This is a genomic window from Gordonia metallireducens, assembly GCF_021245825.1.
Taxonomy (GTDB): Bacteria; Actinomycetota; Actinomycetes; order Mycobacteriales; family Mycobacteriaceae; genus Gordonia; species Gordonia namibiensis.
Genome location: NZ_JAJQJP010000017.1, coordinates 1 through 26,012, shown reverse-complemented (window position 1 = coordinate 26,012; position 26,012 = coordinate 1). Strand labels below are relative to the sequence as shown.

The window sequence follows — 26,012 nt, the reverse complement described above, 5'->3', positions numbered from 1 at the left end:
TTCCGTCTATCCCTCGCGGCGGTAGACGATGTGTCCACGGATGAGGGTGTGGCGCACGGCTTCCGCGCCGATCTGTAACGCATCCTCGATCGGGGCGTCGAGCAGGACGAGGTCGGCCGGATCGCCGGTGCGGATCGTTCGTGGCGATGCGCCCGGATCGTTCAGCGGTGCCAGATAGCGATCCAATGCTGTTCGGCGGCTGACCCTTTCGTTGCCGCCGACTATGCGGCCGTCCGGTGCGAGACGGGTTGCGGCGGCGGCGATCACCGTCCACGGGTCGATGGGGCCATACGGGGCGTCGCTCGACATCGCCAGCGGTGCACCCCGTTCGAGGAGGGTTGCACACCGGTAGAGATCGGCGACGTCGCCGGCGTCGAGACGATCGAGGTAGTCATCGCCACGCGCGGTGACGAAGCCGGGTTGGGTGACGACGGGGATCTTTCTGCCGGCCAGCTCCGTAACGGTGTCTGCGGCGATGATCGCGCCGTGTTCGATCCGATCGTCCCGATGCCGGCCGACCTCGTCGAAGGCGGCGAGCACGAGGAGCGGTGCTTCCCGGGTGACGCAGTGTGCGGCGACGCCGCGCCCCCACGAGTGTGCGGTCCGGATCTGCTCGCACAACGTGGGGAAGTCGGGGAGATCGGAGTCGGCGAGCACGATCTTGAAGGGACCGACGGTCACTGCCGACGGGAGGTCGGGTGTCGCGTCGAGAGGGACGCCCAGGAGGTGAAGTCGTTGTGGCACCGACCCGTTCGTGTGCGCTTCGACGAGTGCGCCGAGGGACGCGGTCGGCAGGTCCGGCGTCGCATCGGTGACCCCGGTGATGCCGAAGCGGGCCAGTTCGGACCCGACGCTCGACAGCTCCGGTGGCCGGGAGTGGCCCATCCGCTCACGGAGCCAGTCGTCGGCGCGCCAGACGCGCCCGGTCGGTGCTCCGGAAGGGTCTCGTTCCACCCCGGGATGATCGGCGGTCCGCAGTCCGACGGCTTCGGCAGCTGCGGTGTTGAGGAACCACACGGCCCCGCTGCGATGCTGGATGCGTACCGGCCTGCGCGCATGGAGCCGGTCGAGCGTGGCGCGATCCAGCAGTCCGGCCACCGTTTCCACATAACCCACGCCGCGGACCCACCCGGAGATGGCGGATGCGCGGGCCAGAGCGGACGCCAGATCGTCGGCGTTCGTCACCTCAGGCGGACCGCACTGCACCGACCTGGAGGCCGCCGCCAGTGCGTGGAGGTGGATGTGATGGTCGTGGAGACCCGGGATGAGTGCACCGCCGTCGCCGTCGATGACATCGGATCCGGTGCTCTCGAGATGGACGCCGACCGCGGTGACCATGCCGCCGTCGACGGCGACGTCGCGGATGCCCTCGGGGAGGGACACCCTGCGGAAAACGATGCCGCTCATCGGGTTTCCCCACCACTACTGCGTGCCCGGGGTGGATCGAGTGGCACCGTGCCGGTGGTGGTGTCGACGACCCATCGATCACCGTCGCGACGCGTTTGCGGCGGAGGTGGTCCGCCGAGCGTCGCGGCAACCGTCGCACGCATCGAGAGGTCCCACAGTTTCCCGGGACCGGGATCGCACATCGCGAGGGCGGCCGCGGTGAGACCGGCCAGGGGGTCGGCGATCGCGTCGCCCACGAACATCGGACCTGCGTCGTCGGAGGTGACCAGCCCGGCCGATGCGGCGATGTCGTCGCCGAAGCCGATCCGGTCGGAGTCGCGACCGGCAGCGGTGATGGACAACCAGGTGGTGCCGTGGGCGACGAAATCCTCGGCGTGCAAACCGAACCCACGCAATGCTCGGGGTCGGGATGCCTCGATCACGATATCGGCGTCGGCGACGAGCCGTTGCAGCATGACTCGCTCGGCCCGTAGTGCAGGGTCGAGGACCACCGATTCGTGCCCGTCATGGAGCAACCGGTAGAAGTCGGCATTCCCTCGTCGTGCCCCGTCTGGACGTTGCGGCGTCTCGACTTTCACCACCCGCGCCCCGGCCAGGCCCAGCAACTGTGCGCACAACGGTCCAGCCCACAGTGCGCTGAAATCGACGACGAGCAACCCCTCCACCGAACGGGGAATACCGCTCGGTTGCACCGCGTCACGTGCGGCCGCGGCGATCTCCGCGCCGCGAGCGACACCCCCGCCGGCGACGCCCAGGAGCGCGGCGCGTTCGTCGAACTCTGCTCTCGTGTGCCGGGCCAACCAGTCGGTGACCTGTGGCCAGAGATCGTCTTCGACGACCTCATGTTCGATCAGCGCACCCAGCAGCAACGGGTCGTCGGGGCGTGCGCAACTCACCGTCACCCAGCCGTCGGAGGCCGGGAGGAGGCGCCCCGATCCGCCCGGCGTGAGGTCGCCGTGACGGGTGTGTCCGGTCATCGCCGCCCGCTCGGCGAGCAGTGCAGCGCCGTCGATGTCGACCGTGCCGTTGCTCGCCACCCGAATCCAGTCGCCGAGTTCACGGGCGACGGTCGCGGCCCGACCCGGCGGGATGAGTGGCGGGCCGTCGGATCGGCCGGTGAGATGCGGGATGCCGCTTGCGGCCCAGTCGCGCACCGGATCATGGGACGCAGGGTTGGACACGCGCGAAATGCTACCGTCCGCACGTAAAGCTCAGGAGGTTCACCGCCATGCAGACCCGTCGTATCTCGATCGCCGACCTGGCCGCCGCCCCGGTCGTCGGAGGCGGGGACCTGCTCGGTGATGGCGCCGCCATCGCGTCGCCGGTCGTGCTGGTGGATCTCGACACAGCAACCGACGTGCCGGCCGAGGACCTGGCCCGAGCCGCCGACCGTGCCGCGGCGACGGATGTCATCCTGCTGGGGAGATCGACGCGCCCGGTCGATGACGCGCAGCACCCGCTGCTGGAAGCACTCGACCTCACCTATGCCCCGACCGGAGCGAAGCATCGTGCGGTGGTCGCCACCGACGACGTCGAGGCGGCGATCTCGGCATTCACCGACTCCGTCTCACGTTGCCCGCAGGCGGCCCTCGTCGCCGCGCAGGTCGTCCGCGCGACCGAACCGCTCGCCCCCGTTGTGGCCATCGACGTCGAATCCCTGGGCTACTCGACCCTTCAGGGCGGCGACGAGTTCGGTCGGTGGCTGAAGGAGCGCCGGGCGAAAGGACGACCGCTTCCGCCTCCCGCCGTCGACCCCGTGCTTCTCGACCGTCAGGGCAACACTCTGCGGATCACCCTCAACCGCCCGGACCGTCGTAACGCCTACGGCACCGCCCTCCGCGACGCGCTCGTCGAGGCATTGCGCCTCGCAGTGCTCGACGACTCGATCGATCACGTCATCGTCGACGGGGCAGGCAGTTCGTTCTGCGCCGGTGGGGATCTCGACGAGTTCGGGCACATGCCCGATGCGTCGACCGCCCACCTGATCCGCACCCGCGGGGGAGCGGGGCGACTCGTGTCCGTACTGGCCGACCGCGTCGAGGTTCGCCTGCACGGTCACTGTGTTGGCGCGGGCATCGAGATCCCGGCCTTCGCGGGCCGCGTCGTCGCTGCCCCGGACACCCGGATACGCCTGCCCGAGGTGTCGATGGGTCTCATCCCCGGAGCCGGCGGCACCGTCAGCGTCCCCCGGCGCATCGGCCGTTGGCGCGCCCTGCACCTGTTCGTCACCGGCGCCGAGATCGACGCCGCGCGGGCCCTCGAGTGGGGGTTGGTCGACGCGATCGGTTCCTGAGGGCACGGTCGGGGATGACGTTGCTTCGGACTGTTCCGCGGAACACTCTTGCTGCCGTGACCCTTCGATTACAGGACTGTCATGCGAGTTAACCGTCTCGTCACACAGCGATGGCTAGGGTTCGAACACGACTACGGTCGCGTCTGAACCCAGAACGGAAGATGGGAGGAGGGTCCATGACAGGTTCTGAACGGACATGGGACGCCATTCCTCCGACCCGGCTACCCGGGGGTCTCCGTAAGAGGCCGTTGCAGGAGCGGTCCAAGGCAGCGATCCGAAACGTCCTCGACGTCGCCGCGGGACTCGTTCTCGAGCACGGGGCCGACGTTCTCGTGGGCTCGCCGACGCTTCTGTTGGAGAAGTCGGGAATCAGCCGCGGATCCTTCTACGCCTTCTTCGAGACGCCCGAGAGTGTGCTCGACGAACTAGCGCTCCAGTGCATGCTCGACTCACGAGAGGAACAGGCCAAGCTGTTCGCCGATCCGGGTTTCGCCACCTGGACGGAGTTCGTCGACGCCCTCGTCGATCAGTATTGCGGATGGTTCCGCGTACCTCTGGTTCGTGCGCTTTGGGTCGGGCAACGTTTCACCGCGAACACCCGGTTGCGCGACCGCATCTGGATCGAGGAGATGGCGGCGATGCTCCACTCCGAACTGACCCGCTACGACAACCACTTCGAAAACCTCACTCTCACGCAGTGCGAGGTCGCAGTCGAGGTCCTGGAGCGACTGTCGCAGGTCGCTTTTCGTGACGACCCCGACGGTTCAGAGGCGGTCATCGACGAGATGCGGATTCTCGTCACCAGCTATCTGGCTGCGCACCAGTAGATTTCATACTTCGCCCGCGTGTCGTACGGGTTCTTGAGAATCGCTGTACCCAAGTATCTTTCGGGGATCGGGCATGTCCGGAGGGCGAAAACTTGCTCCTCGGAAAGCTGTTACGCCTCCGTCACTGCGATTTACGTACTGGTCACAAACGGAAACGCATACTCAAGTCGCGACTCGGGTCGCGTTTGACTCAGGGCCGATCCCGCCGACGACGTCGCGACCGGCCGCCTCGGGAAAGCGCACCCGACGACGCACCAGACCGACTCACACAAGACCAAGGACCATCGACATGACCATCGAACAGATCAAGGTGCCGCCGGGCTCCGCCGTCGCGGCACCCAGCACACCGCACCAGCGCCTCCGCGGCGACATGGGCGTCGGCGAACTCGTGATGAGCGTGCTCGCGTTCTCGGCGCCACTGACCACGGTCGCCGGCTTCATCCCGGTCCTGCTGCTCTTCAGCGGTTCCAGCGCCCCGGCGATCTACCTCTCGGTGACCGCGCTGCTGCTCGTCTTCTCGGTCGGCTTCGTCGCCATGAGCCGGACCGTGCCCAACCCGGGCGGGTTCTACGCGTTCATCACCGCGGGGCTCGGCCGGTCGGCAGGCCTGGGCGGGGCATGGCTTGCGACCGCCGGGTACATGGCCATCGGCTTCTTCGCCCCGGCGATGTTCGCGATCACCGTCAAGGGCTTCCTCGAGCCCCTCGGCTTCCCGGAAGTGCCCTGGTACGTGTACGGCTTGGGCATCATCGCGCTCACCACGGCGCTCGCATACCGGCGGATCGACCTGTCGGCGAAGGTCCTGACAGTGGTGATGGTCCTCGAGGTCATCGCGGTCGTCGTCTTCGACGTCGCGGCCTTCGTCAACGGCGGCCCTGCCGACGGCGGCGGAGCGGGCGTCACCCTTCCGGCGCTCTCCGACAACGCCTTGGGTCTCGCAATCCTGTTCGTGTTGGGCAACTTCCTCGGCTTCGAGGCGACTGTCATCTACCGCGAAGAGGCCAAAGACCCCGAGAAGACCATTCCTCGGGCGATGTTCATCGCGGTGGCCGGCATCGGGATCTTCTATGCCGTAGCCGCTTGGGCCTTCCTCGCCTTCTTCGGCGCTGACAAGGCGCAGGGCGCCGCGGAAGCGGACACCGCGGGGTTGTTCACCTCCGCGATGGTCACCCTCACCGGCCGCGTGGTCTCCGACGTCATCACGGTCCTCCTCATCTCGTCCATCCTCGCCGCGATGCTCTCGATCCAGAACGCTTCGGCGCGCTACCTGTTCTCACTCGGCACCGACGGTGTCCTGCCTGCCCCCCTCGGACAGGTCCATCCCCGGCATCGCTCGCCGTTCGTCGCCGCCTCCGTCGTCGGCGCCGTGTGGACCGTCCTCCTCGTCGTCTTCGCTGCTGTCGGGACCAGCCCGGACAGTCTCTACGCCAAGGCTGCCGGCGCCGGGAACCTGGCGATCATCCTCGTGATGTTCGCGGCGAGTGTGGCTGTGGTGGCCTACTTCTGGAAGAAGCGTTCGCAGACCCGACTGTCGAAATGGAAGACGGTCGTGGCCCCAGTTGTCGCGTCGATCGGCCTGGGCGGAGTTGCTCTGCTCGCGGTCACCAACTATTCGGACCTCCTGGGTGACACCGGCGCGGTGACCACCTTCTTCCTCGCGGTGACCTTCGGGGTTCCGATCGCCGGTTTCGTCTACGCGCGAGTGCTGCGCGCACGCAAGCCCGACGTCTACCAGCGGATCGGGCGCCAGGAGTTCTGATCCGACGCCTCTCATAACAAGCCTGTCGCCGGGTCGAACAGCGTTGGCCCGGCGGCAGGCAGGAACCGCCGAACCTCTACCGAAGGACAATGACATGAACGTGACGATTTTGTATGGGACCGAATCCGGAAACGCCGAGATGGTGGCCGATGACGTCGCAGTAGTGCTGGGAGACAACGGATTCGACGCGACCGTGACGGCGATGGACGAGTTCGACGTCATGGGACTGGGGGAGTCGAACGCCTCGAGGGTTCTGCTCATCACCTCGACATACGGCGAAGGTGGCCTGCCGGCGACCGCTGAACCGATGCACGCGGAGCTGTCCGAGGCCCGTCCCGATCTGACCGGGCTGGAGTTCTTCGCTTTCGGTCTCGGCGACAGCACCTACGAGACTTACAACAACGCTGTGGATGTCCTCTCATCGATGTTCGCCGGCCTCGGAGCCCGGCAGATCGGAGAGACCGGGCGGCACGACGCGGCGTCCGGGGAGGATCCCTCTGAAATCGCTGCCGAGTGGGTACGACGGGTTCTCGTCGAATCCGTCTCCGCCGCAGTCTGAGCCGACCCTCTTCACACCAGTTACGCAGAGAACTGCCCGACAAACGCGACTCCAGTCGCGTCAAGCATGAAGGAGCCCCGATGACCGTGACGACTGAGTCGCACGTGACGTCCCTGCCGTGGAGCGACCAGGAGTTCCGCGACAACCCCTACCCCTGGTACGCGGGATTGCGCAGCGAGAGCCCGGTGTGTCAGCTCGCCGACGGTACGCACCTCGTGCTCCGCCACGCCGATATCGTGAAGTGGGCAAAGGACCCGTGCATGAGTGTCGCCGATCCCGACATGGGTGCCTGGGAAGCCTTCGCACACACGATGTTGTTCAAGGACCCGCCGGAACACGCCGCGCTTCGTCGCCGCACCAACAAGTGGTTCACACCCAAACTCATCAAGCAGTGGGCGCAGCACACCGCGGACGTCGTCAACGAGACGCTCGACCGCGCCGCGCCCGGAGACGTCATCGAAGCCCACCTCGAGCTGGCGGTCCGGCCGACCCACGTCACGATGTGCCGTGTGCTCGGTTTCCCCGAGCACGACGTAAAGCCGGTTCCCGAGGCGATGATCACCGCAATGGATGCGCTTGTCGCCGAACCGCATCCCGATTCGGACGCGGTGGCTGCCCGCGCATTCGCCTACCTCGAAGGACGGGTGGCCGAGATGGTCGCGGAGAAGCGACGCAACCCTGGGAACGGATTGGCGGACGAGCTGCTCGCCGCCCAGGACCGCGGCGAGCTCACCGAACGACAGGTACTGCAGACCCTGATGCTGTTCTTCGGATCGGGCGGTCACAACCCCGGTTTCACCGGGGCCGTGGGCCTGCGGTTCTTCGCCGAGCGGCCGGACATCTTCGACACCTACCGCAACCAGCCCGAAGAGCGATCGATGATCATCGAGGAGCTCATCCGTCTGCACCCGGCCGAGATGTCCTTCCAGCGGATCACGACGGCGGACATCGTGATCGGAGGAGTGGCGATCCCGGCCGGGAGCACGGTCCGCTTCATGATCGGTTCCGCCAACCGCGATCCCGAGGTCTTCGAGCGTCCCGATGAGTTCGATCACACGCGTCCGCTCTCGACGAAGCACATCTCGTTCAGCCTCGGACCGCACGCCTGCGCTGGGCAAATGCTCTCGCGTGTCGAGCTCGAGACTATGTTCACCACCATCGCCGAGCGGTATGAGCGCATCGAGCTCGTCGGCGAACCGGTCACATACAACACCGACCGCGGACGCAATTACCGCGAACTGCCGATCCGCCTCCACTGAACATCCGCGAGGACACACGATGACGAATCTTTCTCCAGGACAATCAGCGGGACCCGGGCATGTGGCCATCATCGGCGCCGGACCGTCGGGTTGTTACACCGCCATCGCACTGCGGCGCCTGATACCCGACGTCGAGATCACAGTGTTCGACCGGCGGGTCACACCGTTCGGTCTGATCCGCTATGGCGTAGCGGCCGATCACCAGGGCATGAAAAATGTTGCCAGACAGTTCGAACGACTGTTCACCTCACCGGGAGTGGCTTTCGTCGGCAATACGACCATCGGCGACGACCTCTCACTCGAGGATCTCGACTCAGCGTTCGACGCGGTCGTGATCGCCACCGGTCTGCCTTACGACCGCCGGATGGAAGTGCCTCTGCATCCGGAAGCGCGTGTCCTCGGCGCCGGCGAACTGCTGCGCTTCCTCAACGCAGACCCTGACTGTGTCCTCCGTGGTTCCACCGTCGAATCATTCGGCGCCCTGGGTGAATCCGTGGTCGTCGTCGGTGCGGGCAATGTCGCGATGGACGTCGCGCGTCTCGTGTGCAAGACCGACGACGAGCTCGTCGGTAGCGACATCGACGACGAGGCGAGGGCTGTGCTGGGTACGGAGAATGTCCGTCACATCGACATCGTCGCACGCGGGCCGCGTGACCGGGTCCGGTGGGATTCCGCGATGTTCCGCGAACTGTGCGACCTGCCCGGGGTGCAGGTGCGTGTCGACGGTGAGGGTGTGCACGAAGCGGCCGATGAAGGTTCGGGCGACGCACAAGTGGTGGTGGACATCCACTTCGGGGTCGAGACCCGTGCGGTGAACCATCGCGACGGCCGGACGATCGTCGCCGGTACGCGCTCAGGCCAGCCGGTCGGCGAGGTCGAGTTCGCTGCTGACACGGTGATCACGGCGATCGGATTCGTGCCCGAGGGCGGTGACGTCGACGTTGCGATGGCCGGCACGTCCGTGTTCCGGGTGGGAGGCGCGCAGAGTGGGGTGCTGGGCAACCTCGCCGAGAACAGGGGTGTTGCGAAGAAGGCGGCCGCGGAGATCGCGGCAGCGCTCTCGGCTGGGCTCGGAGGAAAGCCGGGACCGGCAGGCGTCGACCACATGCTGCCCGACGGGGTCACCGACTATGCCGATTGGTGTGCGATCGACCATGCCGAGGTAGGCCGGGCGCTACCGGGACGATGCCGTACCAAGTTCACCTCGCGGGAGGCGATGCTCGATGTGATTCGGGTCGACGCACCGTCACTTATGTAACTCAGTTCGTTCATTTCCCCCATTCGGCGGGCGGTCTCTGTTTACGATCACTGCTGAGCTGCGGCCGACGCCGCCCGATCTCGGGTGAGCGTGCCGCAGCGATCGTCGATATCGGTGAGGGGTCAACGACACATGTCCGACGCAGTTTTCGTGGAGCGCCGGGGGCGCATCCTCGTCATCACGATCAATCGGCCGCAGGCGCGCAATGCGATCAACCACGAGGTGAGCCAGTCGCTCGCCGACGCGATGGACGAGCTCGACGACAGTCCGGAGCTGTCGGTCGCCATCCTGACCGGTGCTGGTGGGAACTTCTGTGCCGGAATGGATCTGAAGGCCTTCGCCGCCGGTGAGTCGGTGGCCATCGAGGGGCGCGGTCTGGGCTTCACGCAGAAGCCGCCGGCCAAGCCCGTCATCGCCGCCGTCGAGGGCTTCGCGCTCGCGGGCGGAACCGAGCTGGTTCTCGCCACCGATCTCGTCGTCGCATCGAAGTCGGCGAAGTTCGGCATCCCGGAGGTCAAGCGTGGCCTCGTGGCGGGTGCCGGCGGACTTCTGCGCCTGCCCAAGAAGATCCCGTACTCCAAGGCCCTCGAACTGGCGCTGACCGGCGACAACTTCACCGCCGAACAGGCCGCCGACTGGGGATTCGTCAACATCCTCACCGACGAGGGTGGGGCGCTCGACGGCGCTCTCGCCCTGGCGGAGCGCATCACCGAGAACGGCCCGCTGGCCGTCGCGGTCACCAAGCGGATCATCGCCGAGTCGGAATCGTGGAGCGACGACGAGAAGTGGGACCGTCAGGGACGCTTGCTCGCTCCGGTCTTCACCTCGAAGGACGCGATCGAGGGCGCCCGCGCCTTCGCCGAGAAGCGCAAGCCCGAGTGGACCGGCACCTAGGCCACGTGAACGCCCGGCCGATCAGCACGTGAAATCGATGTGAGGAGAACAGATGTCGTTCGAGGGTGAAGTCGCCGTCGTCACCGGTGGTGCAGGCGGACTCGGTGCGGCGACGGTGCGTCGGCTGCATGCCGCAGGCGCTTCGGTCGTGATCGCCGACCTGGCCGACCAACCGGCGAAGGAGCTCGCCGAAGAACTGGGGGAGCGGGCGATCTATGCGCGCACCGACGTGCTCGACGACGATTCCGTGAACGCCGCACTCGAGCAGGCAGGTGAACTCGGCGACCTGCGCTACGCGGTCATCGCACACGGCGGATTCGGTGTGGCGCAGAGGATCGTCGGCCGTGATGGATCACCCGCCGAGATGAAGGGGTTCGTCAAGACCCTCAACCTGTATCTCACCGGCACCTACAACGTCTTGCGGCTGACCGCGGCGAAGCTGGCGGCCGGTGAACCCAAGGAGTCCGGCGAGCGCGGCGCGGTCGTGATGACCAGCTCGATCGCCGGCTACGAGGGGCAGATCGGGCAGACCGCCTACGCCGCCGCCAAGGCCGGGGTCATGGGTCTCACCCTCTCCGGCGCACGCGACCTCGGCTCGGTTGCCGTGCGCCTGAACACCATCGCGCCCGGCACGATGCGGACGCCGATCATGGAGTCGATGGGGGAGGAGGCGCTCACCAAGTTCGCCGCCGGTGTGTCCTACCCCAAGCGTCTCGGTCTTCCCGACGAATTCGCCGCGCTGGCGCAACACCTGCTGGAGAACAGCTACATCAACGGCGAGATCGTGCGCCTCGACGGTGCGCAGCGGTTTCAGCCGCGCTGACCGAGGTTGCCGCACTGTGCAGTTGCCCCACATCACAAAAGCACAACGACGACCGTCTCGGCTTGGGGTGCTTCACCGATCCCGGTTACCTTTGTTAAGTCTGAGAATATTGTTAACCAAAGGGGCTATTGGTGCGTTCCTCGTGGAAGAGGCGACTGAGCGTCGTCGCGTGTGCCGTTGCAGTGGCGGCGACCGGATGGGCACCGGCGGCTCTTGCTGCGCCGGCCCCCGACCCCAACCGCGCCCGGATCGACACCGTCATCCACGACTCGGCCCAGCAGACGACACTGATCGTCTACTCGGCCGCGATGCGCCGGCTGGTCCCGGTCAACGTGCTGCGCCCCAAGGACCTCACCAAGCCGCGCCCGACCCTGTACCTCCTCAACGGTGCCGGTGGTGGCGAGGACTCCGCGACCTGGGCGGCGAAGACGCAGTACTCCAAGTTCTTCCGCGACAAGCAGGTCAACGTCGTGACGCCCATCGGTGGCGCGTTCTCGTACTACACCGACTGGCAGCGCGACGACCCGGTGCTCGGCCGCAACAAGTGGACGACGTTCCTCACCAAGGAACTCCCGCCGCTGGTCGACAAGGAGTTCAACACCACTCGCAAGAACGCGATCGCGGGCATCTCGATGGCCGGCACCTCGGTGCTGAACCTCGCCATCTCCGCCCCGAAGCTCTACAAGTCGGTGGCCGCCTACAGTGGTTGCGCTCGAACCAGTGATCCCTTGGGCCAGACCTACATCCGGATGGTCGTCGCCGATCGCGGCATGGGCAACGTCGACAACATGTGGGGCCCGGTCAACTCGGCGGGCTGGCGCAAGAACGACCCGTACGTCAACGCCGCGAAACTCCGGGGCACCAAGGTCTACATGACCAGTGGTACGGGCCTCCCGGGCTGGTACGACCGCCTCGAGGCACCTTTGATCGCCGGTGACCCGTTGACCCTGGCCAATCAGGTGGTCCTCGGTGGTGTCATCGAAGCCGCCGTCAACGAGTGCACCAAGCAGATGGCAGAACGCATGCGCGCGTTGAAGGTTCCGCACAAGGTCCTGTTCCGGCCCGACGGTACCCACTCCTGGGGCTACTGGGAGCGCGACCTCAAGACGACGTGGCCGATGATCGCCAAAGATCTGAAGTGAGCGACGCCGATCGACTGTGGGCGGATGATCTCGAGGTCGGGCAGGTGTTCGGATTCGGCACTCATCAGGTGACCGAGGACGAACTGCTCGACTTCGCCCGTCAGTGGGACCCGCAGGACTTCCACACCGACAAGGCCGCGGCCGAGGCCGGCGTCTACGGCGGGCTCATCGCCAGCGGGCTGCACACGATGTCGATCTACCAGAAACTCGCGGTGACCGGGGTCCTGTACCGCTGGAAAGTCATCGCGGGCAAGCGACTTGCCGATGTCGTGTTCCTCCGGCCGGTGCGCCCCGGGGACACGTTGACCGGTTCGCTGACCATCGACGCCGTCGAGTTCGACGACCGTGACCGCGCGCTCGTAACGTCCACGTCGGAACTGGTGAACGACGCGGGTAAACCGGTCATGCGGACCGTCGTCGAGGCATACGTACACGCGCGGTCGGCCGGCACCCCTCTGCCGGCCGACCGGAACGACTGAATCAGCTCAGTTGGCGCGGTCCTTGAGCAGGAGCCGGACCGTGAGTTCGAGGCGATTGGTGACGTCGGTGGCCGACGCGCGCCGGGTCAGCCACTGCACGAGGTTCGACATCCACACGTCCGAGAGCACGCGCGCGATCGCGAGATCTTCTTCCGTGGGCTCGCCGACGCCGACGATGGCACCGGCGAGGAGCCGGTCGATGATGCCGGCGACCTGATCGACCTCGGCGGTCGCCGACGCGTCGGCGAACATGAAGGCGCGGGTCATGGCCTCGGTGAGCAGCGGGTCGCGCTGCATCGCGAAGGTGATCATGTCCAGGACGTGGCGCAGCCGGTCGACCGGGGTGTCGCCCCGCAGCTGTGAGCGGTCGACCTTCGATTCGACGCGTTCGAACTCGCGAGCCAGTGCCGTCACCAGCAGGTGGACCTTGGACGGGAAGTAGCGGTAGAGCGTGCCGACCGCGACGTCGGCCTTGTCGGCGACGGTGCGCATCTGGACGGCGTCGTAGCCGCCCTTGGAGGCAAGTGCGAGCGTCGCGTCGAGGATGCGGCGGCGGCGTTCGCGCTGCGCGGTGGAACCGGCTTCGGGCGACGCGGCAGGGGTCGTGGCCCCGGCTGGGGCGTCGACCGCGGCGTTGCCTGGTGCAGAGCGGGCCATGTGTTTACGAACATCCTCACGTGATCGGCGACCGGGGAGGTGGGGATTCACGGGTGGCTACCCGATCACCTCCACCCATGGCATATTAGAACAGGTTCTAATTATTCCTCACAACTCGACATACAGAGGATCACTCGTGACAATCGCCACGTCTCCCGAACAGCAAGCCGTCTGCCACAGCATCGAGTCCTGGGCGCGCGCCGCGAAGGTGACCGAACTCGTCCGTTCCGACATCGACAAACCGCGCGACCAGTGGACGGCGCTGTTCGGTCAGCTCGCGGAGTTCGGTGTGTTCGCGGCCGCGGTGCCGGAGACGTCAGGCGGTCTCGGAGCGGAATTCGTCGACGTGGCGGCGATGATCGAGCAGTGCGGCATCGAGCTGGTCCCGGGGCCCATCGCGTCGACGGTGACCGCCGCCATCGCGCTTTCCGCCAGCACCGATGCGCGGGCGCAGGCGCTCCTCGACCAGATCCTCGAAGGTGCGGTGCCCGTCGTCGCGCCGGTCGTGAGCCACGCCGGTGGGGCGGCCGCGCCGCTGTCCGATGCTCTCGACCTCGGGCTCGTCGGCGGCTACTCCGAGGGTGTCGCGGTCCTCGCGGCGCTCGACGTCCCCGGTCGGGACGGTCGGTGGTGGATCATCCCGCCGAATGTCGGCAGCGCCGACATCGCGCCGGAGACTCCGCTCGACGGTACGACCTCGGTGGCGCGCGTACGACTGACCGGTGTCACCCCCGACGACCTCGTCGAACTACCCGACGCGCCGCTCGTCGAAGGGCTGCTGTCGGCGACCCTCGCGGCGTATCAGAGCGGGGTCACGCGCTGGACTCTCGACACCGCCGTTGATTACGCCAAGGTCCGCACGCAGTTCGGTGCGCCGATCGGATCGTTCCAGGCGATCAAGCACATCTGCGCCGAGATGCTCTGCCGCAGTGAGGAGGTCACGGCGGTCGCATGGGACGTGGCCGGCGCGGTCGACGAGGTGCTCGGTGCATCCCCCGATGAACTTGCCGCTGCGCGGGAGCAACTCGAGATCAGCAGACTCGCCGCCGACGTCGTGGTGGCCGAAGCGCCGGCGGCCACGGCCAAGGACTGCATCCAGGTGCTCGGCGGGATCGGGTTCACCTTCGAGCACGACGCGCATCTCTACCTGCGGTCCGCACTCGCGGCGCAGGCTGCTCTGGACCACGCGCACACTGCCGCCACCGCGCTCGCCGACCGTGGGGTCGCCGGTGCTCGCCGACGCTTCGCGCTGGATCTGTCGCAGGTCGAGGACAAGCGCGACGAGGTCCGCGAGACGGTCGCCCGTATCGCTGCGGAGACCGACGCCGACGACCAGCGGCGCGTGCTCGCCGAGACCGGTTACCTCACCCCGCACTGGCCGGCGCCGTACGGACTCGGGGCCGATGCGGCCCTGCAGTTGCTGATCGACACCGAACTCGACGCGGCCGGCGTCGTCCGCCCCGACCTCGTCATCGGCGCCTGGGCGATCCCGACGATCCTGTCGCACGGCACCGACGCCCAGCTCGAACGCTTCGTCCGCCCCACCCTCGCCGGCGAGATCGTCTGGTGCCAGCTGTTCAGCGAACCCGAGGCCGGTTCCGACCTCGCCGCGCTGCGCACCAGGGCCGAACGCGTCGACGGCGGGTGGAAGCTGTCGGGTCAGAAGATCTGGACCTCGCAGGCGCACAATGCGCAGTGGGCCATCTGCCTGGCGCGCACCGATCCCGAGGCCCCCAAGAACAAGGGGATCACCTACTTCCTCGTCGACATGTCCTCGCCGGGGATCGACATCCGGCCGCTCCGCGAGCTGACCGGTCGCGCCAACTTCAACGAGGTCTTCCTCGACGATGTCGTCGTGCCCGACGACTGCGTGGTGGGCGAGATCGACAACGGCTGGCGGCTCGCCCGCACCACCCTCGCCAACGAGCGCGTGGCGATGGGCGGATCGGGACTCGGCAAGGAGATGGAGTCGCTGCTGCGGCAGGTGCAGGGGATGACGCGCGACCTCTCCGACGCCGAACGCGTGGCACTCGGCAGCCAGTTCGCCGACGCACACGTCGGCCGGGTTCTCGACGCCCGCGCGGCCACGCAGCAGCTCGCCGGACTCGACCCGGGTGCGTTGTCCAGCGTTCGCAAACTGATCGGCGTGCAGCACCGCCAATCGGTACCCGATCTCGCCCTGCAGCTCCTTGGCGTGCAGGGCCTCGCGGCCACCGATGCGTCCGACGCCGTGCTGCAGAACCGCTGCCTGTCGATCGCCGGCGGTACGACCCAGATCCTCAAGACCGCGGCGGCGGAACGCATTCTCGGTTTGCCACGCGGCTGACCGTTCGCGGCCGTACGAAACCGCAGATAAAACCGGATCTCTACCCTCTGATGGGCCGACTCTGATACAACTAGAACAAGTTCTAGTTCTGTAGTTCGCGCACGGTGAGGAGACACAGGGTGGACTTTGCCCTGGACGGCACGGCGATCGCGGTTCGCGACGTCGCGGAGGACGTGTTCGCACGACGACAACCCGACTGGGAGTCGACTTTCGGCAAGGGGGATTCCGGCGGGTCGGGAGCAGGTGATCAGGTCGGTGGCTTCGACGCCGAGACCTGGCAGGCGCTCGTCGACGCCGGGCTGCTCGCGTTGCCGTTGCCGGCGCACCACGACGGTGACGAGGTCGACGAGTCTGGACTGCTGCCGCTGTTCCGTCGGATGGGGCGGGCGGCCGCGGTGACCCCGGCGCTCGGCACTCTGACCGCCGCGCTCGTCTTCGCCAAGGCCGCCGGCGATGGTGCGGATGTGTGGTCGCGCTGGGCCGGCTCCCTGACCGGTGGCCGCTGGGCCGCGATCGCGATCGGTGAACACGGCGACCCGCTGACGCCGACCCCGCAGACGGGCGTTCGGGGCGGAAAGCTCAACGGCACCAAGGTAGGGGTCCTGCACGCCGAGGGGGCCTCGGTTCTGCTCGTCACGTCCGATGCCGGCGTCGTGGCCGTCTCGCCGACGGCCGACGGCGTCACGCTCACGCGTACTCCGTCGTCGAGCGGTTGGGGCGAGTACACGGTCACCTTCGACGACGTCGCCGTCGACGATGCCGACGTCATCAGTCGTGAGCTGTCGGTCCTGCGCGACCGCTACCGATTGGCACTGTGTGCCTATGCCGACGGTCTCGTCGCCGGGGCCACCCGGCTCACCGCCGACCACGTCTCGACCCGCGAACAGTTCGGCAAGCCGATCGCGCTGTTCCAGGCCGTCGGCCAGCAGCTCGCCGACATCTACGTCGTCGGCCGGTCGATGGATCTGTCGACCACTGCGGCGGCGTGGCGCCTCTCCGAAGGCCTCGATGCCGGAACCGATCTCGGCGTCGCCGCCTACTGGCTCGCCGAGGAGATCCCGCCGACCCTGCGGACGATGACCCACCTGCACGGCGGCATCGGCGTGGACATCACCTATCCGCTGCACCGGTACTTCTCCGTCGCCAAGGATCTCGCCCGCCTGGTGGGTGGGGCCGCCGTGCGGCTCGACGAACTCGCCGACATCACCGAGGGCGCTGCCCCGGCCGACCGAGCACAGGGGTGAGCATGTTCATCGATCTGACGCCCGAGCAGCGCGCGCTGCGGGAGGAACTCCGGGAGTACTTCGCCGACCTGGTGACCCCGGAAGAAGCGAAAGTCATGCTGACCGAGCGGCACGGACCCACGTACCGCAAGGTCATCAAGCGCATGGGTGACGACGGCTGGCTCGGTGTGGGCTGGCCGAAGGAGTTCGGCGGCAAGGGATTCGGGGAGATCGAACAGCAGATCTTCACCAACGAGGCCGTTCGTGCCGACGTCCCGCTGCCGTCGGTCACCCTGCAGACCGTCGGCCCGACCCTGCAGGTCCACGGCACCGAGGAGCAGAAGCGAAAGTTCCTGCCCGCGATCCTGGCCGGCGATGTGCATTTCGCCATCGGTTACACCGAACCCGAGGCCGGTACCGACCTGGCGTCGTTGAGCACCACCGCCGTGCTCGACGGCGACCACTATGTGGTCAACGGCCAGAAGATCTTCACCACCGGTGGTCACGACGCCGACTACATCTGGCTGGCCGTGCGCACCGACAAGGACGCGCCCAAGCACAAGGGCATCTCGATCCTCATCGTGGACACCAAGGATCCCGGGTTCAGCTGGACGCCGATCATCACCGCCGACGGTGCCCACCACGTGAACGCCACCTACTACCAGGACGTGAAGGTCCCGGTGTCGATGCGAGTGGGCGAGGAGGGCGACGGCTGGAAGCTCATCACCACCCAGCTCAACCACGAACGCGTCATGCTCGGACCGGCCGGCCGCATCGACGGTCTGGCGGCACGGCTGCGGGCCTGGGCGCAGCGTCCGGGTCCCGACGGCACCGTGATCGCCAAGCATCCCGATGTGCGCCGGGCCCTGGCCACCATCGACGCCTACGGCCGGATCAACGAACTCCTGAACTGGCAGGTCGCCTCCACCGGCGAGGCGATCTCGATGGCCGACGCCGCCGCGACGAAGGTGTTCTCCACCGAACGCATCCAGTCGGTGTGCCGGATGGCCAACGAGATCATCGGTCGCTACGGCGATTTCACCGATCCCGAGACCGCCGCCCTGGTGGACTGGCTCGACGTCCAGCAGAAGCGTCACGTCGTCATCACCTTCGGCGGTGGGGTCAACGAGGTCATGCGCGACATGATCGCCACCGCCGGCCTCGGACTCCCGAGGGCCAAGCGGTGAGCGCGCCCGAGATGACCGGGACCGAGTTGACCGGGGACGAGGCGATCCGCGCTGCGGCGCAGGCGATCATGGACGACGGTGCGAGCGCACCGGTGCGTGGGCGCGACCCGATCAACCAGCCGATGATCAACAACTGGGTCGAAGCGATGGGTGACGAGAATCCCATCTACGTCGACGACGCCGCGGCGCGTGCTGCCGGACATCCGGGTGTGGTGGCACCTCCGGCGATGGCCCAGGTGTGGACCATGCGCGGTCTCAACGGCGTCCGCACGGCCGACGATCCGCTCGGGCGTGCGACACAGCTCTTCGATGACGCGGGTTTCACCTCGGTGGTCGCGACCAACTGCGACACCGTCTATCACCGCTACATCCGGCCGGGTGAGCAGGTGTCGCTGTCGGCCGAACTCGTCGAGATCGCCGGACCGAAGAACACCGCGCTCGGTGAGGGCTGGTTCTTCACGACCCGCAACGTGTGGTCGGTGCCCGACGAGAACGGTGCGGACGAGGTCGTCGCGGAGATGCGGTTCCGCATCCTGAAGTTCCGCCCGGCCGCCAAGGATGCTGCACCCGAGCCGGTTTCGTCGGTGCCCGACGATCTCGACCCGGCGCGTCTGCTGAAGCCGAGCGTCTCGCGGGACACCGCCTTCTTCTGGGAAGGTGTCGCCGCACACGAACTGCGCATCCAGCGAGACGGCGAGGGCGCCCTGCGTCATCCGCCGGTCCCGGCTACCTGGAAGCCACGAGAGGCCGATGGATCGGTCCCGGAGACCGACTACGTCGTCGCCTCGGGAACCGGAACCGTCTACAGCTACGTCGTTCATCGTGCACCCAAGGTCCCCGGCCGGCAGCTGCCGTTCGTCGTGGCCCTTGTCGAGCTCGACGAAGGTGTGCGGATGCTGGGTGAACTGCGTGGCGTCGAACCGGAGGACGTCGAGATCGGGATGCCGGTCCGGGCGACGTTCCTGGACTTCCCGGCCCGCGATGAGGCCGGAACGCCGGCGTGGACGCTGTACGCCTGGGAACCGGTGAGTGAAGGGGGAGAAGCATGACCAGTGTCGCCACTCCGGCGGTGGGCGTCGGAACCACACTGCCGCCCTTGGTCATCGACGCGACCCCGACCTTCGTCGTCGCGACGGCACTCGCCACCCGCGACTTCCAGGACGTGCACCACGACCGCGACCTCGCGCAGGCCAAGGGGTCCAAGGACATCTTCGTCAACATCCTGACCGACACCGGTCTGGTCGAACGATTCGTCACCGACTGGGCGGGGCCCACCGCCAGAATCCGTTCGATCGCACTGAAACTGGGTGTGCCGTGGTACGCCTACGACTCGGTCACCTTCACCGGCGAGGTCGCCGAGGTCGCCGACGACGGCCTGCTGACGGTCGCCGTCACCGGAACCAATTCGCTGGGCAAGCACGTCATCTCCACCGTGACCCTCACCATCGGCGAGGGCACCTCGGATACGACACAAGGGGAGGGGCACTGATGGGCGGGCTGTCCGGACAGGCGGCGATCGCCGGCATCGGGGCCACCGAGTTCTCCAAGGACTCCGGGCGCAGCGAGCTGCGGCTCGCGGCGGAGGCGGTGTCGGCGGCCATCGCCGACGCGGGTCTCACGCCGGCCGACGTCGACGGTCTCGTCACGTTCACCATGGACACCAACAGCGAGATCTCGGTCGCCCGGGCCGTCGGAATCCCCGAGCTCACCTACTTCTCGCGGATCCACTACGGCGGCGGCGCCGCGTGCGCGACCGTGCAGCAGGCCGCGATGGCGGTGGCGACGGGGGTCGCCGACGTCGTCGTCGCCTACCGTGCGTTCAACGAGCGGTCGGGACTGCGGTTCGGACAGGTGAATTCGGCGGTAGCCAACCAGGAGAACTCGTCGGGCACGGAGAACGCCTTCAGCTACCCGCACGGGTTGTCGACGCCGGCGGCGTTCGTCGCGATGATCGCCCAGCGGTACATGCACGACTACAACGCCACCAGTGAGGACTTCGGCCGGATCGCCGTCGTCGACCGCAAGCACGCCGCGGTCAATCCCGACGCCTTCTTCTTCGAGAAGCCGATCACCCTGGAAGACCACCAGAACTCCCGGTACATCGCCGAGCCGCTGCATCTGCTCGACTGCTGCCAGGAGTCCGACGGCGGTGTCGCCCTGGTGATCGTGTCGGCCGAGCGGGCCAAGGACCTGCCGCACACGCCGGCCGTGATCGCCGCGGCCGCAGCCGGTTCCGCGGCCGACCAGTTCATCATGACCAGCTACTACCGCGACGAACTGGCATCGCTGCCCGAGATGGGGCTCGTCGGACGACAGTTGTGGTCGCAGTCCGGCCTCGGTCCCGAGGACATGGACATGGCCGTCCTCTACGACCACTTCACCCCGTACACGCTGCTCCAGCTCGAGGAGCTGGGCTTCTGCGGACGCGGCGAGGCCAAGGACTTCGTCCGTGAGCCCGGTGCCCTGGAGGTGGGTGGCCGCCTGCCGCTCAACACCCACGGCGGCCAGCTCGGCGAGGCCTACATCCACGGCATGAACGGCATCGCCGAGGCCGTCCGTCAGATCCGGGGAACCTCCGTCAACCAGGTCGACGACGCCGAGAAGGTCGTCGTCACCGCCGGAACCGGTGTTCCCACAAGCGGGTTGGTGCTCACCGCATGACCGGAACCGTATGCACCGACCACATCAGTCCCGACCAGCCAGTCCAGTGCAACAACACTCTTGAGAACGAGGAGCGCGCAGAATGAAGTTCAACCTCGCCGATGTCTTCGAGACGGTCGCCGATTCGGTGCCCGAGCGGATCGCGCTCAGCTATCAGGGCCGCCAGATCAGCTACGCCGAACTCGACAAGCTGTCCAACCAGGTGGCACACCTGCTCGCGGGCGCGGGGGTCGGCGCCTTCGACAACGTCGCACTGTTCCTCAAGAACAGCGTCGAACACGTCACCAGCCTCCTCGGGCTCCTGAAGGTCCGCGCGGTGCCGGTCAACATCAACTACCGGTACACCAACGCCGAACTGCAGTACATCTTCGACAACTCCGACTCGCGCGCGATCATCGTCGAACTCCCCGAGCATCAGCGCAGCGTCGCCGCGCTGCTCGCCGAGACGCCCACCGTCCGAACGGTGTTCGTCATCGGCGATGTCGTCGAGGAGCTCACCCAGGCGGTCGCCGACCTGCCCGACGGGCGCACGGTCGAGATCGTGTCCTTCGCCGATGCCTACTCCAAGCCGGACAACCGCGATTTCGAGCCGCGCAACGGCGAAGAGCTCTACCTGCTCTACACCGGTGGCACCACGGGGTACCCGAAGGGCGTCATGTGGCAGCACGACGACTTCTTCCGTAAGCCGCTCTCGGGTGGCAACCCCTACGGCGAGGCCCGCAAGGATCTCGAAGAGATCGGCACGGCGGTCAAGGATTTCCCGTCCATCGCCTTCCTGCTCGCGGCCCCGCTCATGCACGGTGCGGCGTCGTACTCGCTGTTCACGTTCTTCACCCTCGGCGGTCGCCTCGTGATCCAGCGCGACTTCGACCCGGAGGCCATCGTCACCGAGGTCGAGAAGGAGAAGGTCAACATCGTCCTCATCGTCGGCGATGCCATGGGTATGCCGCTCGTGGAGGAACTGGAGAAGCGGAAGGATGAGGTCGACCTGTCGTCGATGTTCTCCATCACCTCCGGTGGCGCGATCTGGTCGCAGCACGTGCGCGACCGCATGCTCGCGGTGAAGCCGGATCTGGTGCTGCGCGACAACTTCGGCGCGTCGGAGTCGGGCAACGACGGCGAGATCATGATGGACGACAACGGCAACCTGAAGGTGCCGCCGACCGACAAGATGATGGTCGTCGACGAGAGCCTCAACAAGATCGAACCGGGCTCGGGCAACGTCGGCTACATCGCGCGCATCGGCAACGTTCCCCTCGGCTACTACAAGGACGAGGAGAAGACCGCCAAGACCTTCCCGACGCTGCCGGACGGCACCCGCATCTCGATCCTGGGTGACATGGGCACGGTCGAGGCAGACGGTTCGATCGTGTTCCTCGGCCGCGGCTCGCAGTGCATCAACACCGGTGGCGAGAAGGTCTACGCCGAAGAGGTCGAGGCCACCCTGCACGGGCACCCGGCCGTCGCGGACGCGCTGGTGGTCCCGGTCCCCGACGAGAAGTACGGCCAGCGGGTCGCCGCGGTGATCTCTCTCGCCGAGGGTGCCGAGGAGCCGACGCTCGAGGAGATCCAGGACCACTGCCGCGAGACCCTCGCCCGCTACAAGGTCCCGCGCACCGTCGTGTTCGTCGACGAGGTCAAGCGCACGCCGGCCGGCAAGGCCGACTACCGCTGGGCCAAGGCGGAGGCGGCGAAGGAGAGCACTCCCGTCTAGTCGAGCGGACCTTCTCGCTCCCTGAGGTGCGAGGAGCGATAGCGACGAGCCACGAAGGGCCTGGTGACATTGTCTCGCCAGGCCCTTCGTGGCTCGCTTCGCTCGCACCTCAGGGAGCCGAGGCGGCGCTCAGGTGAGCTGGAGGGACCCCCACAGCGCGAGCACGGCGACACCCAGCGTCGCGGGGACGGTGAGTGCGCCGAGCCTCAGGTACTCCCGTGAGGTCGGGGCGGCGACGTCGCGGTGCATGATCTCCCGCCAGAGCAGGTTGGCCAGCGACCCGAAGTAGGCCAGATTGGGGCCGATGTTGACGCCGAGCAGCATCGCCATGACCAGGCCCGGGTCGTGGGCCACCAGCGGGATCAGCAGGAGGGTCGCCGGGAGGTTGTTGACGAGGTTCGCCAGGATGGCGGCGAGAACGGCGACCGTCAGGATGCCGAGCAGCGTCGACGACGAGGGGACGATCCCGCCGATCCAGTCGCCGAGCGGGCCGTCGCGGACCGGCAGGATGACGACGCCGAGCGTGGCGACGAACCCCAGGAACGGGATGTTGACCGCCGTGACCGTGCTGCGCAGCGTGGCCACCGGGGAACGGAGCAGCTCGGGCAGCGTGAAGAGCACCGCGCCCACCCCGGCGACTGCGGCGAGCGGTACACCGAACGGTTCGGCGACCACGAACGCGACGAGCAACAGGGCCAGGCCGACGAGGAGAAGGGTCGGACGAGGCGCGGCCGGCCGGGGCTGTGCGTCTGGGGGTCGGGGCGCGGGATCGCCGGGCGTGGGACTGCCGAGTGCGCCGGAGAAGTACCACCGGAAGATCAGGTACTCGACGAGGATCGCCGCGATCCACGGCGCCAGCATCACCCCGGTGAAGCCGAGGAAGCCGAAGCCGGTGGCGGAGAACGCCAGCAGGTTGGTCAGGTTGGAGACCGGCAGCAGCGTCGACGCGGTGTTCGCCAGATGGGCGCTGGAGAAGGCGATCGGGGTCACCCGTGCGCCGATGTGCCGTGCGGTGGCGACGGCGACCGGCGTCAGCAGCACGATCGTGGTGTCGAGGCTGAGGATGGCGGTGGTCACCGCCGCGGCCACGAAGACTATGCGCAGCAAGCGATACGGCGAGGCTCGGCTCCAGCCGGCGAGAACCGTCCCGACCCAAATGAAGACGCCTTCGCGGGCGCACACGTCGGCGACCACCAGCATCGCGGCGAGGAAGCCGATGGTCGGCGCCATGGTCATGACCTCGTCGGCCGCGGCGTCGAGGTCGGTCAGACCGAGCAGGATGAGCAACCCGGCCACCGGGGCCGCCACCAGGACCACCGGGACACGCTGCGCGGCAAGGGTTGCGACGATCACCACGACGAGGCCGGCGATGCTGACGATGCAGCCGGCGGCACTGTCCACGGTGAGCACCGCAGAAAGGGTACGCCCAGACCGGCTACGCCTCAGTCGCGGGCGTAGGTGTCGTCGAGGTCGGGATCGGGTTCGAGGTCACCGGTCCGGCTCGTGATGACCGGGCCCTCGACGACGCGACGCGGAGTGATCCACAACAGGACGACGGCGCTGGCGAGCATGATGCCGCCCAGGATCAGCGAGGCGTGCTCGAACGGCACGTCGAAGGCGGCCTGGCTGCCGTCGGCGATCTTGTCGGCGAGCTCGCCGGACTGCGCGGAAAGGTTGTCGACCACGACCCTCGCCTCGGCGAGGGAACGCTCGATGAGTGTTCCCGACTGTTCGGCCTGGGCGATGGTGGCCTGACCGCCGGTCGGGTCACCCGCGGCGATCTGCTGCTGTCCGGCGGCGGTGAGCTGCTCGCGGGCGAGGTCCGCGGTCGGCCCGATCCGTGCCTTGTAGCCGGCGGCGACCATGGAACCGGCGATCGCGATGCCGATGGCCGCACCGATCTCGCGAGCGGTGTCGTTGATCGCCGAACCGACACCCTGGTTGTCGAGCGGGGTGTTGGACATGATCGCGGTGGTCGCCGGGGCGGAGGCCAGGCCGATGCCGATGGCGACGACCGCCAGGATCGCCGCCAATGTCCAGTAGTCGCCGACCCGGATCAGGCCCATGAGGGTCAGGCCGATTCCCGACAGCAGGGCGCCACCGGCGATCACGAACTTGAGCGAGTCCAGCCGCACCGCCAGCCAGTTCGACAGCAGCGAGAAGATCCCCACGCCGGCGACGAACGGCATGAGCGCCACGGCGGACTGTAGCGGCGAGTAGCCGAACACCAGCTGCAGCAACTGCAGGACGAGATAGAACATGCCGAAGGAGGCAAGGAACTGCACCGCCACGGACAGCGACCCCGAACCGAAGGCCCGGTTGCGGAGCAGCCGGACGTCGAAGAGCGGAGAGGCCGAACGCACTTCGACGACCACGAACAGTGCGGCGAGGAGGATGCCACCGACGAGGCAGGCGAGGACCAGCGGATCGGCCCACCCGCGGTGGGGCGCCTCCAGGAGACCGAAGACCACTCCGGCGATCGCCAGGACCGAGCACAGGGTGCCCGGGATGTCGAAGCGGCCGGGGTCGGTGTCCTTCGACGTGCCGATCGTGAAGCACAGCAGCGCCGCGACGCCCGACGACGCGGCGAAGGTGATGAAGATCGAGTGCCAGGAGAAGAATTCGAGTAGCAGGCCGGTGACGAGGAAGCCGGCGATCGCACCGCCACCGGCGATCGCCGACCAGATGCTGATGCCGACGGCTCGCTGGCCGTCGGGCATCCCGGAGGTGATGAGCGACAGCGTCGTCGGCATGATCAGCGCGGCGGCCGCGCCGGCCAGGCAGCGGGTGAGGATCAGTTGTTCCGGGCCGTTGACCCAGATCGCGGCGAGTGACGCCACACCGAAGAGGATCAGACCGATGATGAGGATCTCGCGTCGCCCGAAGCGGTCGCCGATCGCACCGGCGGGCAACAGCAACGCGGCGAGCGCAAGGGTGTAACCGTCGACGATCCACGTCATCTGGCCGGCGTCGGCCCCGGTGTCGACGGCGATGTCGGGCAGTGCCGTGTTGAGTGCTGCCATCGCGGCGACGACCATGCTCACGGACAAGCAAGCGACGAGGACGAGCCACGCGGAGCGCGCATCCATCCGGAATCCGTTCGGCAATTTCATCTTCCGCCCCCGATTTCGATGTGTGACTCGTAGGATCTCAGGGTTGCCGTCCGCCGCGTTGCGGTTTCGTTATCGCGACACGCGTGAGGGGAACCACCGCAACGTGGGTAACTTATGACACATTTATCACTGCAGTACCAGAACCGGGCTAGTGTGCTCCGGTCTGTGAACCGCAGGCCGTCATGGTCGAAGTTGGCCCCGGACAATCGAAAGTGGTGAAAGGTCATGGCCTCACCCCACATTGCGTCGAACACAGTCGCGTCCGCCGCTGCAGGACCCAGTACCGGCGCGACCCCGATCGCTTCTCCGAACACCACCGACGCTTCGCCTGCGCGCCTCCACATCTGGCGTGTGCTGACGATGCTGGCGGCGCTCATCGGCGTCATCGTGACGCTGGTGGTCATCGCGTCGTCGGCGGTGTGACCGCCGAC

The 26,012-nt window shown here is 67.4% G+C and carries 23 protein-coding genes; 18 read left to right on the top strand and 5 right to left on the bottom strand.

Annotated elements, in window-relative coordinates; genetic code table 11:
* Positions 1-6: 6 nt before the first annotated feature.
* Entirely contained in the window at positions 7-1,407 is a 1,401-nt protein-coding gene (locus tag LQD00_RS05005; protein WP_232715942.1) for an amidohydrolase family protein, read from the bottom strand.
* Positions 1,404-2,588: a CoA transferase gene (locus tag LQD00_RS05000; protein ID WP_232715941.1), complete on the bottom strand. Its 1,185-nt coding sequence runs from the start codon at positions 2,586-2,588 to the stop codon at positions 1,404-1,406. Before LQD00_RS05000 ends, LQD00_RS05005 begins: the two co-directional genes overlap by 4 nt.
* A gap of 47 nt (positions 2,589-2,635) precedes the next feature.
* Between LQD00_RS05000 and LQD00_RS04995 the strand changes: the two genes are divergently transcribed.
* The 10 genes from LQD00_RS04995 to LQD00_RS04950 all read left to right on the top strand — a co-directional run bounded on the left by LQD00_RS04995 (position 2,636) and on the right by LQD00_RS04950 (position 12,700).
* A complete protein-coding gene (locus LQD00_RS04995) occupies positions 2,636-3,700 on the top strand; it encodes an enoyl-CoA hydratase/isomerase family protein (protein WP_232715940.1) in 1,065 nt (354 codons plus the stop codon).
* A 176-nt stretch (positions 3,701-3,876) separates the two neighbouring features.
* Entirely contained in the window at positions 3,877-4,527 is a 651-nt protein-coding gene (locus tag LQD00_RS04990; RefSeq protein ID WP_232715939.1) for a TetR/AcrR family transcriptional regulator, read from the top strand.
* A 289-nt stretch (positions 4,528-4,816) separates the two neighbouring features.
* Positions 4,817-6,286 (top strand): APC family permease, encoded by a 1,470-nt coding sequence (locus LQD00_RS04985; protein ID WP_232715938.1) that lies wholly within the window; start codon positions 4,817-4,819, stop codon positions 6,284-6,286.
* A gap of 94 nt (positions 6,287-6,380) precedes the next feature.
* Complete coding sequence (locus LQD00_RS04980) at positions 6,381-6,845, top strand: flavodoxin-like domain-containing protein (protein WP_232715937.1); 465 nt, start codon at positions 6,381-6,383, stop codon at positions 6,843-6,845.
* Between the two features lie 80 nt (positions 6,846-6,925).
* Positions 6,926-8,104 carry a cytochrome P450 gene (locus tag LQD00_RS04975; protein WP_232715936.1) on the top strand — a complete coding sequence of 393 codons (1,179 nt, stop codon included), beginning with the start codon at positions 6,926-6,928 and terminating at the stop codon, positions 8,102-8,104.
* A 19-nt stretch (positions 8,105-8,123) separates the two neighbouring features.
* A complete protein-coding gene (locus LQD00_RS04970; protein WP_232715935.1) occupies positions 8,124-9,362 on the top strand; it encodes an FAD-dependent oxidoreductase in 1,239 nt (412 codons plus the stop codon).
* Positions 9,363-9,494: 132 nt separating this feature from the next.
* Positions 9,495-10,256 carry a crotonase/enoyl-CoA hydratase family protein gene (locus LQD00_RS04965; protein WP_232715934.1) on the top strand — a complete coding sequence of 254 codons (762 nt, stop codon included), beginning with the start codon at positions 9,495-9,497 and terminating at the stop codon, positions 10,254-10,256.
* 52 nt (positions 10,257-10,308) lie between these two features.
* The gene (locus LQD00_RS04960; RefSeq protein ID WP_232715933.1) at positions 10,309-11,079 is read left to right on the top strand and encodes an SDR family NAD(P)-dependent oxidoreductase; all 771 of its coding nucleotides are present in this window, start codon (positions 10,309-10,311) and stop codon (positions 11,077-11,079) included.
* A 131-nt stretch (positions 11,080-11,210) separates the two neighbouring features.
* The gene (locus LQD00_RS04955) at positions 11,211-12,221 is read left to right on the top strand and encodes an alpha/beta hydrolase (protein ID WP_006865454.1); all 1,011 of its coding nucleotides are present in this window, start codon (positions 11,211-11,213) and stop codon (positions 12,219-12,221) included.
* Complete coding sequence (locus LQD00_RS04950; protein ID WP_232715932.1) at positions 12,218-12,700, top strand: MaoC/PaaZ C-terminal domain-containing protein; 483 nt, start codon at positions 12,218-12,220, stop codon at positions 12,698-12,700. Before LQD00_RS04955 ends, LQD00_RS04950 begins: the two co-directional genes overlap by 4 nt.
* Before the next feature lie 6 nt (positions 12,701-12,706).
* Here LQD00_RS04950 and kstR read toward each other — a convergent pair whose 3' ends face one another.
* A complete protein-coding gene (gene kstR / locus LQD00_RS04945; RefSeq protein ID WP_006865452.1) occupies positions 12,707-13,357 on the bottom strand; it encodes a cholesterol catabolism transcriptional regulator KstR in 651 nt (216 codons plus the stop codon).
* A 136-nt stretch (positions 13,358-13,493) separates the two neighbouring features.
* Between kstR and LQD00_RS04940 the strand changes: the two genes are divergently transcribed.
* The 7 genes from LQD00_RS04940 (at position 13,494) to LQD00_RS04910 (ending at position 22,468) form a co-directional block, all read left to right on the top strand.
* Positions 13,494-15,683 carry an acyl-CoA dehydrogenase gene (locus LQD00_RS04940; RefSeq protein WP_232715931.1) on the top strand — a complete coding sequence of 730 codons (2,190 nt, stop codon included), beginning with the start codon at positions 13,494-13,496 and terminating at the stop codon, positions 15,681-15,683.
* 119 nt (positions 15,684-15,802) lie between these two features.
* Positions 15,803-16,927: an acyl-CoA dehydrogenase family protein gene (locus LQD00_RS04935; protein WP_232715930.1), complete on the top strand. Its 1,125-nt coding sequence runs from the start codon at positions 15,803-15,805 to the stop codon at positions 16,925-16,927.
* A gap of 2 nt (positions 16,928-16,929) precedes the next feature.
* Positions 16,930-18,093 carry an acyl-CoA dehydrogenase family protein gene (locus tag LQD00_RS04930; protein ID WP_232715929.1) on the top strand — a complete coding sequence of 388 codons (1,164 nt, stop codon included), beginning with the start codon at positions 16,930-16,932 and terminating at the stop codon, positions 18,091-18,093.
* Positions 18,090-19,142, top strand: a complete 1,053-nt coding sequence (locus LQD00_RS04925) for a bifunctional MaoC family dehydratase N-terminal/OB-fold nucleic acid binding domain-containing protein (RefSeq protein ID WP_308195923.1) — start codon at positions 18,090-18,092, stop codon at positions 19,140-19,142. The genes LQD00_RS04930 and LQD00_RS04925 overlap by 4 nt, the downstream gene beginning before the upstream one ends.
* A complete protein-coding gene (locus LQD00_RS04920; protein WP_232715928.1) occupies positions 19,139-19,582 on the top strand; it encodes a MaoC family dehydratase in 444 nt (147 codons plus the stop codon). Before LQD00_RS04925 ends, LQD00_RS04920 begins: the two co-directional genes overlap by 4 nt.
* Entirely contained in the window at positions 19,582-20,754 is a 1,173-nt protein-coding gene (locus tag LQD00_RS04915; protein WP_232715927.1) for a lipid-transfer protein, read from the top strand. Before LQD00_RS04920 ends, LQD00_RS04915 begins: the two co-directional genes overlap by 1 nt.
* An 82-nt stretch (positions 20,755-20,836) precedes the next feature.
* Positions 20,837-22,468, top strand: a complete 1,632-nt coding sequence (locus tag LQD00_RS04910; RefSeq protein ID WP_232715926.1) for an acyl-CoA synthetase — start codon at positions 20,837-20,839, stop codon at positions 22,466-22,468.
* 129 nt (positions 22,469-22,597) lie between these two features.
* Here LQD00_RS04910 and LQD00_RS04905 read toward each other — a convergent pair whose 3' ends face one another.
* A complete protein-coding gene (locus LQD00_RS04905) occupies positions 22,598-23,878 on the bottom strand; it encodes an SLC13 family permease (RefSeq protein WP_232715925.1) in 1,281 nt (426 codons plus the stop codon).
* A 32-nt stretch (positions 23,879-23,910) separates the two neighbouring features.
* Entirely contained in the window at positions 23,911-25,581 is a 1,671-nt protein-coding gene (locus LQD00_RS04900) for an MFS transporter (protein ID WP_232715924.1), read from the bottom strand.
* A gap of 225 nt (positions 25,582-25,806) precedes the next feature.
* On the opposite strand from LQD00_RS04900, the gene LQD00_RS04895 reads away from it, so the two are divergent.
* On the top strand, positions 25,807-26,004 hold the full coding sequence (locus LQD00_RS04895; protein WP_006865442.1) for a hypothetical protein: 198 nt from the start codon (positions 25,807-25,809) through the stop codon (positions 26,002-26,004).
* The last annotated feature ends 8 nt before the right edge of the window (positions 26,005-26,012 follow it).

What these genes read in the sequence shown, in the direction of transcription:
- kstR (WP_006865452.1), bottom strand. Translation starts at nt 13,357, where the DNA reads ATGGCCCGCTCTGCACCAGGCAACGCCGCGGTCGACGCCCCAGCCGGG.
- LQD00_RS04915 (WP_232715927.1), top strand. Translation starts at nt 19,582, where the DNA reads ATGGGCGGGCTGTCCGGACAGGCGGCGATCGCCGGCATCGGGGCCACC.
- LQD00_RS04985 (WP_232715938.1), top strand. Translation starts at nt 4,817, where the DNA reads ATGACCATCGAACAGATCAAGGTGCCGCCGGGCTCCGCCGTCGCGGCA.
- LQD00_RS04980 (WP_232715937.1), top strand. Translation starts at nt 6,381, where the DNA reads ATGAACGTGACGATTTTGTATGGGACCGAATCCGGAAACGCCGAGATG.
- LQD00_RS04975 (WP_232715936.1), top strand. Translation starts at nt 6,926, where the DNA reads ATGACCGTGACGACTGAGTCGCACGTGACGTCCCTGCCGTGGAGCGAC.
- LQD00_RS05005 (WP_232715942.1), bottom strand. Translation starts at nt 1,407, where the DNA reads ATGAGCGGCATCGTTTTCCGCAGGGTGTCCCTCCCCGAGGGCATCCGC.
- LQD00_RS04910 (WP_232715926.1), top strand. Translation starts at nt 20,837, where the DNA reads ATGAAGTTCAACCTCGCCGATGTCTTCGAGACGGTCGCCGATTCGGTG.
- LQD00_RS04930 (WP_232715929.1), top strand. Translation starts at nt 16,930, where the DNA reads ATGTTCATCGATCTGACGCCCGAGCAGCGCGCGCTGCGGGAGGAACTC.
- LQD00_RS04990 (WP_232715939.1), top strand. Translation starts at nt 3,877, where the DNA reads ATGACAGGTTCTGAACGGACATGGGACGCCATTCCTCCGACCCGGCTA.
- LQD00_RS04970 (WP_232715935.1), top strand. Translation starts at nt 8,124, where the DNA reads ATGACGAATCTTTCTCCAGGACAATCAGCGGGACCCGGGCATGTGGCC.
- LQD00_RS04895 (WP_006865442.1), top strand. Translation starts at nt 25,807, where the DNA reads ATGGCCTCACCCCACATTGCGTCGAACACAGTCGCGTCCGCCGCTGCA.
- LQD00_RS04965 (WP_232715934.1), top strand. Translation starts at nt 9,495, where the DNA reads ATGTCCGACGCAGTTTTCGTGGAGCGCCGGGGGCGCATCCTCGTCATC.
- LQD00_RS04960 (WP_232715933.1), top strand. Translation starts at nt 10,309, where the DNA reads ATGTCGTTCGAGGGTGAAGTCGCCGTCGTCACCGGTGGTGCAGGCGGA.
- LQD00_RS04920 (WP_232715928.1), top strand. Translation starts at nt 19,139, where the DNA reads ATGACCAGTGTCGCCACTCCGGCGGTGGGCGTCGGAACCACACTGCCG.
- LQD00_RS04900 (WP_232715924.1), bottom strand. Translation starts at nt 25,581, where the DNA reads ATGAAATTGCCGAACGGATTCCGGATGGATGCGCGCTCCGCGTGGCTC.
- LQD00_RS04995 (WP_232715940.1), top strand. Translation starts at nt 2,636, where the DNA reads ATGCAGACCCGTCGTATCTCGATCGCCGACCTGGCCGCCGCCCCGGTC.